The organism is Marivibrio sp., from assembly GCF_040218065.1.
GTDB lineage: Bacteria > Pseudomonadota > Alphaproteobacteria > UBA8366 > Aestuariispiraceae > Marivibrio.
On sequence record NZ_JAVJQE010000013.1, the window covers coordinates 309503 to 324960 of the forward strand.

General features: G+C 68.6%; 13 protein-coding genes. 4 read left to right on the forward strand and 9 right to left on the reverse strand.

All coding sequences use genetic code 11. The features are described from left to right. The first annotated feature begins 1 nt into the window (after window position 1). On the forward strand, window positions 2–1597 hold the full coding sequence (locus RIB45_RS13355) for a TRAP transporter large permease (protein ID WP_350050833.1): 1596 nt from the start codon (window positions 2–4) through the stop codon (window positions 1595–1597). A gap of 67 nt (window positions 1598–1664) precedes the next feature. Here RIB45_RS13355 and RIB45_RS13360 read toward each other — a convergent pair whose 3' ends face one another. Further along, the gene (locus RIB45_RS13360) at window positions 1665–2282 is read right to left on the reverse strand and encodes a biotin transporter BioY (RefSeq protein ID WP_350050834.1); all 618 of its coding nucleotides are present in this window, start codon (window positions 2280–2282) and stop codon (window positions 1665–1667) included. A gap of 55 nt (window positions 2283–2337) precedes the next feature. Next, a complete protein-coding gene (locus RIB45_RS13365; RefSeq protein WP_350050835.1) occupies window positions 2338–2712 on the reverse strand; it encodes a cupin domain-containing protein in 375 nt (124 codons plus the stop codon). A 121-nt stretch (window positions 2713–2833) separates the two neighbouring features. Here RIB45_RS13365 and RIB45_RS13370 point away from each other — a divergent pair, with 121 nt between their 5' ends. The 3 genes from RIB45_RS13370 (at window position 2834) to RIB45_RS13380 (ending at window position 6610) form a co-directional block, all read left to right on the forward strand. Further along, complete coding sequence (locus RIB45_RS13370) at window positions 2834–3847, forward strand: TauD/TfdA dioxygenase family protein (RefSeq protein WP_350050836.1); 1014 nt, start codon at window positions 2834–2836, stop codon at window positions 3845–3847. Between the two features lie 474 nt (window positions 3848–4321). Beyond that, window positions 4322–5665 (forward strand): hypothetical protein, encoded by a 1344-nt coding sequence (locus tag RIB45_RS13375; protein ID WP_502882570.1) that lies wholly within the window; start codon window positions 4322–4324, stop codon window positions 5663–5665. A gap of 45 nt (window positions 5666–5710) precedes the next feature. Continuing rightward, window positions 5711–6610, forward strand: a complete 900-nt coding sequence (locus RIB45_RS13380) for a FecR family protein (RefSeq protein WP_350050837.1) — start codon at window positions 5711–5713, stop codon at window positions 6608–6610. Window positions 6611–6639: 29 nt separating this feature from the next. Here RIB45_RS13380 and RIB45_RS13385 read toward each other — a convergent pair whose 3' ends face one another. The 7 genes from RIB45_RS13385 to RIB45_RS13415 form a co-directional block, all read right to left on the reverse strand. Next, complete coding sequence (locus tag RIB45_RS13385) at window positions 6640–7500, reverse strand: sulfotransferase (protein WP_350050838.1); 861 nt, start codon at window positions 7498–7500, stop codon at window positions 6640–6642. A 23-nt stretch (window positions 7501–7523) separates the two neighbouring features. After that, complete coding sequence (locus tag RIB45_RS13390; protein WP_350050839.1) at window positions 7524–9119, reverse strand: glycosyltransferase family 2 protein; 1596 nt, start codon at window positions 9117–9119, stop codon at window positions 7524–7526. 59 nt (window positions 9120–9178) lie between these two features. Next, entirely contained in the window at window positions 9179–11422 is a 2244-nt protein-coding gene (gene parC, locus RIB45_RS13395) for a DNA topoisomerase IV subunit A (protein WP_350050840.1), read from the reverse strand. 71 nt (window positions 11423–11493) lie between these two features. After that, a complete protein-coding gene (locus RIB45_RS13400) occupies window positions 11494–12516 on the reverse strand; it encodes a nickel/cobalt transporter (protein ID WP_350050841.1) in 1023 nt (340 codons plus the stop codon). A 17-nt stretch (window positions 12517–12533) separates the two neighbouring features. Continuing rightward, window positions 12534–13175 (reverse strand): DUF1007 family protein, encoded by a 642-nt coding sequence (locus RIB45_RS13405; protein WP_350050842.1) that lies wholly within the window; start codon window positions 13173–13175, stop codon window positions 12534–12536. Further along, a complete protein-coding gene (recO, locus tag RIB45_RS13410; RefSeq protein ID WP_350050843.1) occupies window positions 13172–13924 on the reverse strand; it encodes a DNA repair protein RecO in 753 nt (250 codons plus the stop codon). Before recO ends, RIB45_RS13405 begins: the two co-directional genes overlap by 4 nt. Window positions 13925–14035: 111 nt before the next feature. Then, complete coding sequence (locus tag RIB45_RS13415) at window positions 14036–15295, reverse strand: hypothetical protein (RefSeq protein ID WP_350050844.1); 1260 nt, start codon at window positions 15293–15295, stop codon at window positions 14036–14038. Window positions 15296–15458 lie beyond the last annotated feature (163 nt).

Here is a 15458-nt window from a genome sequence, read left to right on the forward strand (position 1 = left end):
GATGGGGGTCGACACGCTTCTCACCCTCACGCTCGCCGGCGGGGTCGTCGCAGCCCTCCTGCTGGGCTTTCCCGTGGCCTTCACGCTCGGCGGAGGAGCGTTGCTCGCCGCTTGCCTGGGCGCGACGCTCGGCGTTTTCGACCTCGCCCTGCTGGGCGCCCTGCCCTCGCGTCTGTTCGGAGCGGTGCTGTGGAACGAGGTGTTGGCGGCGATCCCGCTTTTTATCGTCATGGGACTGATGCTTGAACGCTCGCGGCTGGCCGAGGACCTGTTGCAGGCGATCGACGCGCTGATCGGCCGGGCGCCGGGCGGCCTCGCCCTCGGGGTCACACTGGTCGGCATGCTGCTCGCCGCGTCCACCGGGGTCGTCGGGGCCAGCATCGCGACGTTGGGATTACTGGCGTTGCCGACCCTGCTGCAGCGCGGCTACGCGCCGTCTTTCGCCTGCGGAACGGTCGCGGCCGCCGGAACGCTGGGCCAGATCATTCCGCCCTCCATCGTGCTCGTGATACTCGGCGACCAGTTGACCGCCGCCTGGACCCGCGCCCAGCGCGAGATCGGCGTTCTGGCGCCCGAGCCGATGTCGGTCGGCGACCTGTTCGCCGGCGCTCTACTCCCGGGGCTGTTGCTGGTCGCGCTTTACCTGCTGTTTCAGTTCGTCTACGCCCGTCTCCGCCCGCAGGTCGCACCGGACGGGACCGATGCGCGCGCGCGCCCCCCCGCGCCCTGGGAGCTGCTGCGCGCGCTCGTCCCGACGGCGGGCCTCATCCTGGCGGTGCTCGGCGCAATCCTGGCCGGCCTCGCCACGCCGACGGAAGCGGCGGCGCTGGGCGCGGCCGGCGCGACGCTTTTGGCCGGCGCCCGGGTCGATTGGGAGCGGCGCGCGCCGGCCCGCCTGATTGGGATCGGCGTTCTCGGCCTGATCGCGGCGTTGGCGCTGGAGGCGGCGTTCGACCTGCGGCTCGGCCGGGAGGATCCGCCGATCGCGGATCAGGTCGCGATATGGGGGGCGGCGGCGGCCTGCCTCGCCGTCGCGCTCGGCCTCGGCGACGCCGTTCGGCGGCTGCATCGGGCCGGCGTGCTGACGGCCGTCAACCGGGAGACGCTGGACCTTGTCGCCATGATCTTCACGATCCTGATCGGCGCGTCCGTCTTCAGTCTGGTGTTTCGGGGACTCGGCGGCGAGGAGCTTGTCGCGGACGCGCTTCACAGCGCGCCGGGCGGCGTTTGGGGCGCGACGGCGCTGGTGCTGGGCGTGATGATCGCGCTCGGCTTCTTCTTGGATTTCGTCGAGATTTGCTTTGTTGTGGTGCCGATCGCCGCCCCGATGCTGCTGGCCAACGACGTCGTCAGCCCGATCTGGCTCGGCGTCATGATGGCCGTCGCGTTGCAGAGTTCGTTCCTGACGCCGCCCTTCGGATTCGCGCTGTTTTATCTACGCGGCGTCGCGCCGGAGGAGGTTGCGACCGCCGCGATCCACCGCGGCGCCCTGCCCTATGTCGCACTGCAGATCGCAGCGCTCGGGGTGCTGGCGCTGGCGCCGCCCCTCGCGACTTGGCTGCCGGCGCGGCTTTTCGGCGGCGATTTTCCGATGTAGCAGGGCCGAAAAAAGGCCCGGGCGATCCACTCGCCCGGGCCCGATTTCCGCCGCTCGCGCGGGCCGCTCAGCGCAGGCGCGTAACCGCCTTGCGCGCCAGCGGCAGCACGGCCGCGGCCAGCGCGATCTTGGCTGCGGCCCCGATCAGGAAGGGCAGCACGCCGCTGGCGACCGCCGCCTGGACGCCGCCGGCTACGTCGAGCCCCTTGGCCGCCATCAGGAAGGAGGTCAGCCACAGCGCGCCGAAACCGAAGATGATCGCCGTGCCCAGCGCATTCGCCGCCAGCGTGCGAAGGGGCGAGGCGTCCCAGCCGCGCTCCGCCAACCAGCCGACCGCGGCGGCGGCGAAGACGAATCCGACCAGATAGCCGGCCGTCGGGCCCATCATATAGGCGGGTCCCGCGCCCGGCCCGGCAAAGACCGGCAGCCCCATCACGCCTTCGGCCAGATAGGCGAGCACCGTCGCCCCGCCCAGCTTCCAGCCGTAGGCCATGCCGATCACCAAGATCGCAAAGGTCTGCATCGTCATCGGCACGGGGAACATCGGCACGTTGATCTTGGCGGAGAGCGCGATCAGCGCCGTGCCGGCCAACACCAGGATGATGTTGCGCGACAGCCGGCTCGCCCCCTCGGCGCGCCAAAGGCTATCGACCAGGGTGGGGTGCATCGTCGTCGTGTGGGCCATGGGAATTCCCTACTCCTTGTCCCGAATAGAACCGCTGTGTGCGCTTATAGCGCACTCAACCCGGTGCGTCATGGGTTTCGAAGGCCGCAGGACTTGTGATCTCCAACAACTCGCAATCGTCCGAGCAGCGCAGCAGTTCATGCGCAATCCCCGGCGGCTGGTGGACGCAGGCTCCCGCCTCCAGACGCACCAACCCCCGCCCTTCATACTCGAATTCGACCCAGCCGTTCAGGACATAGACCATCTGAAAATCCAGCGCATGGGTGTGACGGCCGGTCCCGCCGGTGCAGGCTTCGCGAGCGCGAATCACCTGCGCGTGGAACTTGCCGTCCGTCGCCGCGTCGATCCCCAGATCGCGATACTCGAAGAAACTGCGCAGTCCGTCTCCTTCGAAAGCCGCGTCCTGTGCGTGCTGCACGGAAAAGCGCATTATCATCCTCCTCCGGCGCTGATCGTTCCCGCACAGTAGGCCGCGCCGCCGACAGGGTCGAGGCCCCCTTTGACAACGCAACGTTGGTCCTTACATGCCTCATAGACCAAGGAGGCGCACCATGACAGACGCCGCGACCATTCCCCCTCTCGACCCCGCCCGCATCGCCGAGATCCGGGCGGCGGGCGGCGAGATCACCCCGCTCGAGCCGCTCGGCGCGGAAGTCCGCGGGATCGACCTGCGCCGGCCGGAACCGCCGCACGAGGCGGCGCGCGCCGCGCTGGAGCGCGAGATGGCGGAGCGCGGCTTCCTCGTCTTCAAGAACGAGGCCCAGATCGAACCGGACGATTTTCTGCGAGCCAGCTGCTGGTGGGGCGGGCGTCGGTTGCACAGCACGCACGGGGTTCACCCTGCGACGCCGGGCAACAACCACCACATTTTCCGCCTCTCCAACGACAAGCGCCACGGCATTCCCGGCGTTGGGCCGCAATGGCACAATGACGGCAGCTTCAACACCGACACCTTCTCGCATTCGGGCTACCACATCATCCGCCCGGCGGAGCGCGGCGGCGGCACCTACTTCGCGCATCAGGGCGCGGCCTACGATGCGTTGCCGGACGCCCGGAAAGAACTCTGGGAGCGTCTGTCGTCCGTCAACTCCGCCTCGGGCGTCGTCCACCCGTTGGTGCACGAGCATCCGGTCTCGGGCCGTAAATGCATCTGGCTGCATCTGGGAATGACCGGCGCCGTCATCGAGAAAGCGGCCGATCAACACGGCTTTCGCCTGCTGGACGCCGAGGAGCTGACGGAGCTTTGCCGCCAGTACAACGAGATCCTGAACGCCGGCCTTGAGAACGGCTACGCGATCAATTTCGAGTACCAGCAGAACGACTGCGTCTTCATCGACAACCTGGCGGTCGCGCACCGGGCCGCGCCCGAAGCGCACCTTCCGGCCGAACAGCAAGGCCTGCGCATCATGCATCGCAGCACAGTGCGCGGCGTCCAGGATCTGGCCCCGGGCTTCGGCCTGCCGCTGCAGCTCGACATCTACGGCGCCAGCCCGCTGGGCGACGGCGTCTGGCGCGGCGGCGGCCTTGGATTCCGTTGGGAAGAAGGCATCCCGATGCAGAATTGACGGGCCGGCGCGCGAATCGATCGGCGGATCGGATCTCTTCCCGATGTGCGCGCCGCCCGCCGGGTCGGCCGCGCGCTCGGGCGGCGCCCTCCTCGGCTCAATCGGGAACCGACGCCCAGGAGGCTCTATCAAACATGACGAATTCGCCAGGGGGCGGCCTAAAAGCCGCCGCAACAAGGCGGATTCTCGGCTCGCGGCGGGGCGTCCGCGCCCGCCGCCGCATTTCCTGCCCGGCGCGCGCGAGATCTGTGACGGGCGTCGTGCGGCCCGCGCTTCATTTGCCGCTTCAAGCGCAGGCCCGTCTTCCCTACACTGCGCCCAGTGCGAGACGGACGGCGGGTGCGTCGCCGATGCGGGGTCGGCGTCGCGGTCTGTGTATCGGGGAGCGATCTATTGCGGATCTGGGACCGAGCGAGGGAGCGTCCGCGCCGGCCGTATCCTACGGCCTTTTTGGGGGCGGCGTTGGGGGCGGCGTTGGCGGTGACGCCGGCGGCGGGCGACTCGCGCGCCTCGGCCGCGGACGGTGTCGCCCATATCGTGCAGACGGCGCAGGCGAGCGAGCCGATGACGGACGCCGCCCACCGGAGCAGTCTTCTGAATCTTCTCCAGACCGGCTCGGTCGAGGACGTCCTGGCCCATGTGCAGCTGTTGGTCGACGCGGAACGCTACGAGCGCGCCGCGGGGCTGCTCCATTCCCTGCTGATCCGCGCGCCGGACAATGTCGAGGTCAAACTGCTGCTGGCGCAGCTTTATCTGGCGCTGGACGTTCCCAACCAAGCGGCGCTCTACGCCGAGCAGGCGCGGGGCGCCGACGGCGCGAGCGCGGAGCAACGCCGCCGCGCCGATCGCTTGGTCAGCGCCGCGCGCACCCCCGACCCGCGTGCGAGCGACGGACTGGTCCTTGACGGTCGCGTCAGGGCGGGTGTGCGCTACAGCAGCAACGCCAACCGCGGGACGTCAGAGGACTCGGTGCTGGTCAACGGCCGCGCCATCGCGACGCCGGACGCGAGCGAGGCGGAGGAGGACTTCGACGGCTTCGCCACACTCTACGGCCGGCTCCGCGCGCCGCTTTCCGAGCGCCTTCAACTCGACACGCAGGGTTTTCTGTTCGCCCGCAAATACAGCGACCTGTCCGAGAGCGACGTGCTGGCCGGGCGTCTGGAGCCGGGGATCGTGATCGATCTCGGCTCACGCGGCGACCTCTCGGCGACGCTTCGCCCCTACGCCGCCGTCTCGGCCGCGACCGCGCAAACAGACCTCGCGCTTCAGACGGGCGCGGTCGGCGTCGACGGGGTCCAGCAACTCGGCTCGCTCTGGCGCTTCACCGAGCGCTTCGAGATCGCGCGCTACAACTACCGCGCCGGCGAAGACAGCCCGAACGCCGACGATCAGGACGCAACGCAGGCGAGCCTCGATCTGCGAGCGTTGCGCGATTTGGGCGACGGGCTCGGCGTCAGCGCCCGCTATGAGGCGAGCGTCCGCGACGCGGCCGCGCCCTTTAACGACCGGTTCCGTCAACGCATCGGCGCGGGCGTCAGCCAAGCCTACCCGACCACCCTGCTCGAGACCGATCGTCCGTCCAGCATCGGTTTCGACGTGACCTACATCCGGACGGTCTATGACGAGCCCAACCCCGCCATCTCGGCCGCGACGGCGCGGCGCGACAACGAGTGGCGGGCGTCGGCGTCGCACAGCCTGCCGCTGGGCGCCGACGCCGCGCTCCACGCCGACGCGACCTACAGCCGGCGGCAGTCCAATCTGGCGAACTACGACCGAGACGGTCTTGATCTTGTCTTGAGCGTCTCGTCTCGTTTTTGAGGCCGCATGTAAAAAAGGACCCCGCGACCCCGGGGGTGAAAGGCTATGAACCGGTTCCAGTTTCTCAGTTCCGCGAGCGTCATCGCCATCCTGTTGGCGCAGGGCGCGGCGCCGCCCGCCTTCGCGGCGCCGGAGCAGGCCGGGGTCGCGACTGCAGCCGTCCCCTCTATCCGCGCCTTGCTGGAGGGGCGCGACGTCCGCTCGATCGCCGTCGGCAACCCGATTTTCCGCGACGAGCGGATCGAAACCGGCCCGAACGGCCAATTGCACGTGCTGCTGCTGGACGAGACCAGCCTGACTCTAGGCCCGAATTCCGAGATCGTGGTCAACTCGTTCCTCTACGACCCGGACACCGGAACCGGCGAGCTTGCGCTCGAACAGGTGAGCGGCGTCATGCGCCTTATCGGCGGTCAGCTGACCAAGTCCGGCGATGTCAGCGTCCGCGCGACCAACGCCACGATCGGCATCCGCGGCGGCATCGCCGTGATCGTCTCCGACGGCGCAGGCGGATGGCGGGTCTTCTTCGTGTTCGGTCAATCGCTCAGCGTCGCGGGCGACGACGGCGAGACGGTGAACACCACGCAGATCAGCACCGCCATCACGATTTCGGCTGACGGTGCGATCAGCGAGCCGGAACCCTACGAACCCGCCGAGTTGAACGAGGCGCTCAACGATCTGGACTCGAACCCGGGCGAGCAGCAGCGCGTCGAAGTCCCGGACGCCGTCCTGACCAACCTGATCGATCGGCTGGAGCGGCAGGGCGGCGAAACGGACGACGGTTTCGACGATCAGGACGGCGGCGGGGATCCGCCCGGCGGAGAGGATGCGGTGACGTTGGAGGAACTGGAAGACCTGCTAGGCGTCGATCTTCTGAATGAAGAGCAGACCCGGGAGGTCTTCGAGGACTTGAGCGACCAGGACGAGCAAGAAGAGGTGCTGACCTAGGGGGCGCCGCTCGGCCCGCCCCGATCCGTTCAGAACCGCGCCATCTTGTAGCCGAAGCGCTCCATCATCACCCCGCAGACGCGGTTGAAGGCTTTGTGCTCCTTCGGCCCCCAATGCGCCCAGCGGGTCCGCGGGTCGAAGCCCTCCGGGCGCGGCTGCGGGCGAAAGTCCGTGAGGCCGCTCGGGTCGCGCGGCAGATAGCTGGACCCGATGACGGGCGCCGCCTCGGCATAGTCCAAGACCTCCGCCGTGGCCGCGAGGTCGAGCTGTCCGAGCAGCGCGGCCAACGTCTTGCGCGGGCGCTCCGCCAAGGCTTCGAAACGGACCAGATGGACGCGACCCGCGCGCGTCAGATCCGCAGAGTCCGAAAGGAACCGATCCAAGCGCCGCGCCGCCTTGGCCCAATCGGCGCCGACCGCGACGGGCGTGCGCCCTTGGCCCCAGTGCGCGCGCACCGCGCTCTCGGCGATCGATCGCGGATCGCGCAGCAGCACCACGAGGCTCGCCGTCGGCATCAGCCGCAACGCCGCACGTTCATCCTGGAAGGCCGGGCTTTTGAACAGCGGACGGGGGACCGCCGGCGCCCCGAGATAGGCGGCGAGCGCCTCCCCCAATCCGGCCGTCAGCGCGTCGGCGGAGCGTCGGGCCGGCGGCAGGTCCTGCGCGCGACCGATCTCGGACAAGACGCCGAACAGCCCATCAGCGTACTCGACCAGCTTGCCCGCCTGGAAGGAGAGCATGTCTTCGGCGACCTCGCACAACGCCACGTCAGGATGGCGGGCGAGCAGATCGGCGAGATGATTGGTCCCGCTTCGCCCGCGCAAGGCGCGGATCAGGATCGGTCGAACCGGACCGGCCGGCGTTCCTTTGTCCGCGTCGCGATCACGCATGCGTTCCTCCCCTCGCCCGCCGGTCACCAGATCGGGTCGAACGCGGCCGGCCCGTCATACGCGCCCTCGAAGGCCGTGCGTCCGGCGGCCGCGTCGTCCGCCGCGGCGTCCGCCAGACCGCGCAGAACGCGCCCAGCGGCACCGTCGCATAGGGCGTCGAAGAGCGCCGCGACGGCAGGCGTCTCCACCGGTTGCAGCGACCCGGCCTCGGCCAAAACGGGTCCGGTCAGGCGAACGGCCAAGCCGTCTTCGGCGAGGACCCGCGCCGTCACCGCCAGCCATGCGGTCCCGTCCGCGCCGTCAGGCAACGACGGAAGTCCGGTGAGGACGCGGCGCGAGACGGCGATCGTCGACAATCGCCCCGGGATCGCATGCTTGGCCGCCTGCAAGGCGGCGCGCGCGGGCGCCCGGCCCAACGGCGGCGGCGTCGGCCGATCCGGCAGCCCGCCATAGCTCAGATGCACGGGGCTGGCGCTGGCGCTGAACGCCCGGCGATGGCGATCCAACGCATCCCCCGTCAGGCGATCGCCTGCGATGAGAAACAGCACGATCTCCCCGATGCAGGCGGCGGCGGCGTGCTGCAGCGCCGACGCCAGCCCGACCCCGGGCGCGCGCGCATAGTCGCGCACCGGGAACGGCAGCTCAGCCCGCGACGCGCTCGGGACGACGGCGTCTGCGGGGTGCACGACGACGGCGTCAATCGGCGGCGAGCGTTGGGCGGCCGCGCTGTCGAGCGAACGACGCACGGCCTCTTCGCCGCCCGGCCCAGCGACTACGATCAGGGAGGCCGGGCGCGTCGGCTCGGCGGCGAGCCATCGCGCGACCGCGCGACGCTTCAGGCCGCCGATGATGCGCCGTCTCAGCATCTCGGCGCGGCGCTCGCGGCGCTCGCTGAAACGGGGCAGTTCCAACAGGTCGTCGAGAACGCGCGCGTAGTCCTTTAAAAGGCGCTCATGATCGTGGGTGATATTGTCGGCCCCAACCCGATAGGTGGCGAGCGACAAGGACAGGTGCGCCAACGCGTCAGGGCGTTCCGCGGCGAGGCGCAACGCCATATCGAGGTCTTCGCCGATGCGCACGTCCTCGCGAAACCCGCCCATGCGCCGCAAGGCCCGCGTCCGCGCGAGGATGAGGCTGAGGCTCAGGATCGGCGTGCGCACGTCCTCGTCCAGCACGCTCGGCACGCTGCAAAGACCCGGCGCGTCCAGCCCGTAACGCGCAAAGCGGCGGCGAAAATCGCAATAGACCAGCGAAGCCTCGGGCGCCGCGCCGAGGGCCAGGGTCATGCGCTCCAGAAACAGAGGATGCCAGACGTCATCGCTGTCGAGAAAGGCGACGAAAGGCGTCTCGACCGCCTCGAGGCCGCTGTTCGCCGCCGCGCCCGGCCCGCCCCGCGCCGCGCGGCGCACAAGCGTGACCGCGTCGCCGTAGGTCTGTTCGATAAAATCGGCGGAGCCGTCGTCGGAGGCGTCGTCGACCGCCAGAATGCGGGCCGGCGGGCTGGTTTGCGCCAGAATCGAGTCCAGCGCCGCGGCGACCGTATCGCGCCGGTTATGCACCCGCACCACGACGCTGACCCCGTCGCGCGACGCCCCGCGATCCGTCGCGCCCTCGCTCACCGCCTCCTCCTCAGCTCCCGGATCCGCCGCAGCGAGGGTTAGCCTCCGCCTCGACGCCCTCAGTCAAACTTATTGGAGCGCGGGAACCCAGGGGGCGGCAGACGCCCGGCCTGGCCGCGTTTGCCGATCCAGGCGGTCAGGTCCGTCTCGGTTCGGGTGCGCTCGCCGATACGCCAGGTGAGGCCCTCCTTCAGCGTGAAGAGCTTCGCGTCCGCCAGGCCGCCGTCGCGGTATTTCTGCAGCATCACCCCGCGCCCGCGGGTCATCTCAGGCAGGTCCTCGCGCTCGAAGACCAGAAGTTTGCGGTTGCGCCCGATAACGGCGACATGGTCCCCCTCGGCCGGCCTGCACACCGCCGCCTCCACCTTGCCGGAGACGTTGAGCACCTGCTTGCCGTTGCGGGTCTGGGCGACGACGTCGGTCTCCTTGACCAGGAAGCCGCGCCCGTCGCTTGACGCGACGAGGAGGGTGCGCGCCGGATCGTGAACCATCAGCTGGACGAACTCATGCTCGTTCGAAAGGTCGAGCATGAGACGCAAGGGCTCCCCGTTGCCGCGCCCGCCTGGCAGCTTGTCGCAACCGACCGTGTAGAACCGCCCGTTGGTCGCGAAGACGAGAAGCTTGTCCGTCGTCTGGGCGTGCAGCATGAATTTGGGGCCGTCCCCTTCCTTGAACTTAACGTCCGCGTCTGAGGCGAGATGCCCTTTCATCGCGCGGATCCAGCCCTTGGCCGAGCAGACGACGGTGATCGGCTCGCGCTCGATCATCGCCTCCAGCGGCACCTCGACCGTCTGCGGGGCCTCGGCCACCTCGGTGCGGCGGCGCCCGAGTTCGGTGTCCGGCCCGACGGTCTTCTTCAGGGCGCGCAGCTCGTCCGCGATCGTCTTCCAGCGCAAGTCCTCCTCGCCCAACAGCGCGATCAGGCCCTCCAACTCCTCGGCAAGCTTGTCGTACTCCTTGCGGATCTCGAACTCCTCGAGTTTGCGCAAGGAACGCAGCCGCATGTTGAGGATCGATTCCGCCTGCAGTTCCGTCAGTTCGAAGGTTTGCATCATCACCTGCTTGGGCTCGTCCTCCTCGCGGATGATGCGGATCACCGCGTCGAGATTGAGGTAGCAGACGATATACCCTTCGAGGATCTCCATGCGCCGCTCGATCTGCGCCTTGCGGTGCTCCGAACGGCGGATCAGCACCTCATGCCGATGATCGAGAAACTCCTGCAGCGCTTCGCGCAGATTGACCAGCTTGGGCGTGCGCCCGCCGTCGACCAGCACGTTCATATTGAGCGAAAAGCGCGTCTCCAGATCGGTCTGGCGGTAAAGCGTCTCCATCAACACGTCGGGATCGACGTTGCGCGACTTGGGCTCCAGCACGATGCGCACGTCTTCGGCCGACTCGTCGTGGATGTCGGCCAGCATGGCGATCTTGCGGTCCATCACCAGTTCGGCGATGCGCTCGACCAGGCGCGACTTCTGCACCTGATAGGGAATCTCGGTGATGACGATCTGATATTGACCGCCTTTCAGCTCCTCCTTCTCCCACCGCGCGCGCACGCGGAAAGAACCGCGGCCGGTGGCGTAGGCCTCGGCGATCGTGGCGCGATCCTCGGCCAGCACCCCGCCGGTCGGGAAATCCGGTCCGGGTATGAAGTCGATCAGCTTTTCGATTGTCGCCTTCGGGTGCTTGATCAGATGGATCAGCGCCTCGCACAGTTCCGCCGCATTGTGCGGGGGGATGGAGGTCGCCATGCCGACCGCGATGCCGGACGCGCCGTTCGCCAGCAGGTTCGGCAGGCCGGCGGGCAGGACGACGGGCTCCTGCCCCTCCCCGTCATAGGTGCCGCGGAAGTCGATGGCGTCTTCGTCGATGCCGTCGAGCAGCAGGTCGGCGATCGCCGTGAGGCGCGCTTCCGTGTAGCGCATGGCCGCCGGGTTGTCGCCGTCGATCGAACCGAAGTTCCCCTGCCCGTCCACCAGCGGATAGCGGACCGCGAACTGCTGCGCCAAGCGCACCATCGCGTCGTAGATCGCCTGATCGCCGTGCGGGTGATATTTACCCATCACGTCGCCGACGATGCGCGCGCATTTCTTGAAGCCGCTCTGCGGGTTCAGCTTCAACTCCCGCATGGCGTAGAGCAGCCGGCGGTGGACCGGCTTCAGCCCGTCGCGCGCGTCGGGCAGAGAGCGGCTGGTGATGGTGGAGAGCGCGTAGGCGAGATACCGCTCGCTCAACGCCTCGTCGAAGGGCGCGCGGCGCACCTCCGCGGCGGGCGCGCCGTCGGAGTCGGTGATGTCGTCGGCCATGATCGGATGCTCCTAAGTCGCTACCGGATAGTGTAGCGAAGCGACATGATGGCGCAAGATGTTGACGGCGCCTAAAGCGCGCCGCCGCGGCTGGTCGCGCCGAGCAGCAGCAGCGCGCCGATCGCGGCGATCGAGAGGCTGCCGAGCACCGCGAAGGCGCGCAACGCAAGCTCCGCGCGACGTCCGGTCGCCGCACCGCCGTCCGCGCCGAGCAGGCTCAGGCGCAGCAGGCCGCGGCGGGCCAGGATCGCCGCCACGCCGATGCCTGAGACCGTGAGCGCCACCCCCGCCGCCATCGCGAAGGCGGAGGCCGCGCCGATCAGGAAGATCCCGTTCCCGAGCGCGAAGAACAGCACGATCAGCGCGCCCGTGCAGGGCCTGAGGCCTGAGACGACGGCGGCGGAGAGGAACTCCCACCGCTTGCCCGGACCTGCGTGATTACGCTCATGCGAATGGCCGCGACCGCAGGCGGCCCCGTATCCGTGTCCGTGTCCTCGTCCGTGTCCGTGATCATGGTCGCATTCCTTGCCCCTGAGCGCCGCCCAGGTCATGGCGAGGCCGAGCGCCAGGACGAGCGCATAAGAGACCGCCTCGACGAGCGGCATCGCCCCCAGAATCGCGGTTCGCTTGGTCGAGAGGACGAGCCCCAGCCCGCCGACGATGACGATGGCGGAGACCGCCTGAATGCCGGCGATCAGCGCGCCCAAGGCGATACCGCGTCGGATCGTCGCTTCGCGCGCCAGGAAATAGGTCGAGACCACCGCCTTGCCGTGCCCCGGGCCGACCGCATGAAATACGCCGTAGAGAAAGCTCAAGCCCATCAGCGCCAGCGCCGGCGCCAGCGCCCCCTGGTCGCGATAGGCGGCGATCTGATCGCGCAGCGCTTTGTTGAACGCCTGCTGCTTCTGCGCGGTCCAAAGAATAGCGCCGCGGATCGGCGCGGGCAGATCCGATATCCAGCTTTTCTCCGGCGGCGCGGCCCCGAGGCCCGCCCCCCCGGACCTATCGCCGCCCAACAGCGAGGCGTCGGCCGCAGCCAACGGGCTCAGAGCCGCTGCGATGAGAATTAAACACGCCGCCAGAAACCGCCGCATCAACCGCCCGCCTTTCCTCAGCCTTCGGCTGCGCGGGGCGCGCAATCGAAATAGGCGATCGGCGGCTCGAACAGGTCGAAATAGAGCCGGTTGGCGGCGTCGCGTTCGATCCGGGCGGTGCAGGAGAAACCGGCGCCGTCGGCGATGCGGATCGGCTGCGCGATCTCGTCGAACTCCAAGCTGACGTAATATTCCGGATCGTAAATCGACAGGCTGAGCGTGCGCTCGACCGGATCGATCGGCGTCTCCAGCGCCAAGGTCAAGCTGTAGGTCACCAAGGCGCCGTCGGGGCTGACGGAGACTGAAAAATCCTTGGCGTCGCTCAACAATTGCGGCTTCCCGTCCGCGCGCAAGTCGGTGAACCAGCCGACCTCCGAGAGCCCCGCGAAAGCCCCGGCGCGCATCGCCTCCACCTCGTCGGGCGTAAAGGCGCCGTCGCCGTTCCAGTCGAAATCCTCGAACAGGATGGCGGAAAAGAACTCGTCGAAGCGCCAATCGAGCCGCACGGCGGTGACCGTCTGGCCGTCATGCAGCATCGCCGCCTGGGCCAGAATCCAAACATGCGGATGGGCTTTGGCGCCGCGCTCGCCGCCGGACGGCAGGGTCGCCGCCGCCAACAGCGCAGCCGCGACGCTCAGCAGTTTGATCCATGCGCTCACGCCGCCGCCTCCCGTCGGAATCGGTTCGCCAGCCGCGCCCGGGCGTCAGGCGGCGGCCGACCGTGGGGGGCGAAGATGTGGCGTGCGAGGAAATGGCCGGTCAGAGCCAACGCGGCGCCCAGCTCCTCGGCGCTCGCCCGGCGGCGCCCGCCGGCTACGCTCTCGCTGAGAGGCGCGGCGAGGAACGCCGGCAGCGGCAGCAGGCGCTCCTGATAGGGTCGCCCGGCCTCACGCGACACCGCCCGTCCGGTGCGCGGGGAGACGAAGACCAGATCCTCCGTCACCCCCGTCGCGGCGCAGGCCGATAGGTCGAGGCCGAAGCCGAGATCGGCCAGCACGCTCACCTCCCACCGAACATAGGTCTCGGCCCAACTGTCGCTCTCAAGCGCCACCAACAGGGCCGCAAGATCCTGAAAGACCTCCGGGTGCGCCTCACGCTCCGGCAGGCCGGCCTCGACCACCGCGAGGGCGGACGACAGGGCCGCCAGCCGACCGGGGTCCAGCATCAGGCCGGCGGCGTGGCTCGTCACCGGCTCGACCGTCATGGTCCCGAGATGCTCTTCCAGACGCGCACGCCAATGGGCGGCGATGCAGTTACCCGGCTGGAGCACGCCTTTCAGCCGACGCGACTGACCGCCGCGCACCAGACCGCCATACCGACCGTGGTCGCGCGTCAGCACCGACAGCACGGCCGCATTTTCGCCGTGCCGCCTGACGTTCAGGATGATCGCGTCGTCCCGCCACTCCATCGCGGCGCAGGCTCCCAAGTTGTCCTGGGCGGTCGTTTAACCGATTCAGTGCCGCGGCGCGAGCGCCATAACACCCCGCACGCCGCCCGTGGAGGCAGATATGGGCGCGCATCAGCCGCCCTGGAAGGCCTGTTCGATCGCCCGATCGACGCGCTTCGCGCCTTGGGTCGCCATGACGTTGCCGACGACCTGGGTTTCGGCGCCGCGGGTCTTCATCACGCGCTTGTAGATTTCGGCGTCGATGCTGTCGTCCATCCAGGAATGGAATTCCTTCACCGTGCCGGCTTTGAGCACCATCGGGTTGCGTTCGCGCCGGGCCTGGACGGCGGGATCCTCGTCCAGCTCAGTCGGCGGCGCAGGCATCTGGCGCAGGATGTAGGCGATCACGGCGTTGCGCGCGGCGACGTCGTCTTCATCAACAGTCAGCCAGCGCGTCGCGTGACTGGCCCAGCCGTCGAGCGCAAAGGAGATCTTGATCCGCTCCTCCCGGATCAACGCCAACAAACCCTCGTAGCGATCGTCGTCCAGATAGTAGCTCTCGTCGAGCATCGCCTGCTTGATGTTCTCCGCGCGCGACAGCGCGTAGTCGACGAAGCTGGAGAGGTTGTAGTCGATCACCTCGCCCGCCTCGCGGAGTTCCTGTGTGTGCTCGGCCGTGTAGCCCGCGACGCCGCGCTGCAACGCCTCCAACAACATCAGCTGACGGCTCAGGAAGCCGATCGAGCGGGAGCGGTCCTCGACCACGATGGAGCATATCGGCGCCGCGAACTCGCTCAGCCGATCAAGGCGCGCCTGGAGCTTCTCGCGGCTCATGTTCGCGCCCTTGACCACGGCGCCCACGATGATGCGCACGAGACGCAGCATATGCTCCGGCGATTGCTCGCTGAGCGACAGCAGGACGGTGCGGTCGACCGAAGCGAGCTCGCGGTTCTCCATCAACGCGCCGTAGCGTCGACCGAACATCGCCAAGACCTCCAGGAAGCAGTTCTGGACGTCCTGGGCGGCGATCCGCATCTCCTGCGCGGCCTGGCGCTTGTCGGTCTCGTCGCCGGCTTCGGCGTCGACGCTCAGGCGCAGTTCGCGCATCATTATGGGGTCGAGGTGGCCTTCGTATTTCGCCCGTCCCTCCAGCACCCGCTGGTGCAGAATCTCATCGCGGCCGATGAGGTCGGTCCATTTGCTCAAGTCCGCGAACATCATGACCAGATCGTTGGATCGGCCGAGGTCAGATCCCGCCCAGTTGGGAATCAGCGCCTCATAGTCGTCGGCGTCGCTCCGTCGCGGGATGCGGCATCGGCACAATTCCACCATGCGCCCGTGGAAGCCCACATAGACGCCGCGATCCCGGAAGCTCTTGTACTGAACCGCCATCGAGGCTCCCTGGCTGTGCGGTCTGCGAACGCGCGCGGACGCTCCCGGTCTATTAGACGCCCGCCGTCTATTGAACGCCTGAACGCCCCCAAGCGTCAAAGGGATAGCATTCCCGGGTCCGGCGCGACTGTGACCTCGGTTACAGGGCGTTCGACGCGACCGG

What these genes read in the sequence shown, in the direction of transcription:
- RIB45_RS13365 (WP_350050835.1), bottom strand. Translation starts at nt 2,712, where the DNA reads ATGCGCTTTTCCGTGCAGCACGCACAGGACGCGGCTTTCGAAGGAGAC.
- RIB45_RS13355 (WP_350050833.1), top strand. Translation starts at nt 2, where the DNA reads ATGGGGGTCGACACGCTTCTCACCCTCACGCTCGCCGGCGGGGTCGTC.
- recO (WP_350050843.1), bottom strand. Translation starts at nt 13,924, where the DNA reads ATGGAGTGGCGGGACGACGCGATCATCCTGAACGTCAGGCGGCACGGC.
- RIB45_RS13385 (WP_350050838.1), bottom strand. Translation starts at nt 7,500, where the DNA reads ATGCGTGATCGCGACGCGGACAAAGGAACGCCGGCCGGTCCGGTTCGA.
- parC (WP_350050840.1), bottom strand. Translation starts at nt 11,422, where the DNA reads ATGGCCGACGACATCACCGACTCCGACGGCGCGCCCGCCGCGGAGGTG.
- RIB45_RS13400 (WP_350050841.1), bottom strand. Translation starts at nt 12,516, where the DNA reads ATGCGGCGGTTTCTGGCGGCGTGTTTAATTCTCATCGCAGCGGCTCTG.
- RIB45_RS13370 (WP_350050836.1), top strand. Translation starts at nt 2,834, where the DNA reads ATGACAGACGCCGCGACCATTCCCCCTCTCGACCCCGCCCGCATCGCC.
- RIB45_RS13360 (WP_350050834.1), bottom strand. Translation starts at nt 2,282, where the DNA reads ATGGCCCACACGACGACGATGCACCCCACCCTGGTCGATAGCCTTTGG.
- RIB45_RS13380 (WP_350050837.1), top strand. Translation starts at nt 5,711, where the DNA reads ATGAACCGGTTCCAGTTTCTCAGTTCCGCGAGCGTCATCGCCATCCTG.
- RIB45_RS13415 (WP_350050844.1), bottom strand. Translation starts at nt 15,295, where the DNA reads ATGGCGGTTCAGTACAAGAGCTTCCGGGATCGCGGCGTCTATGTGGGC.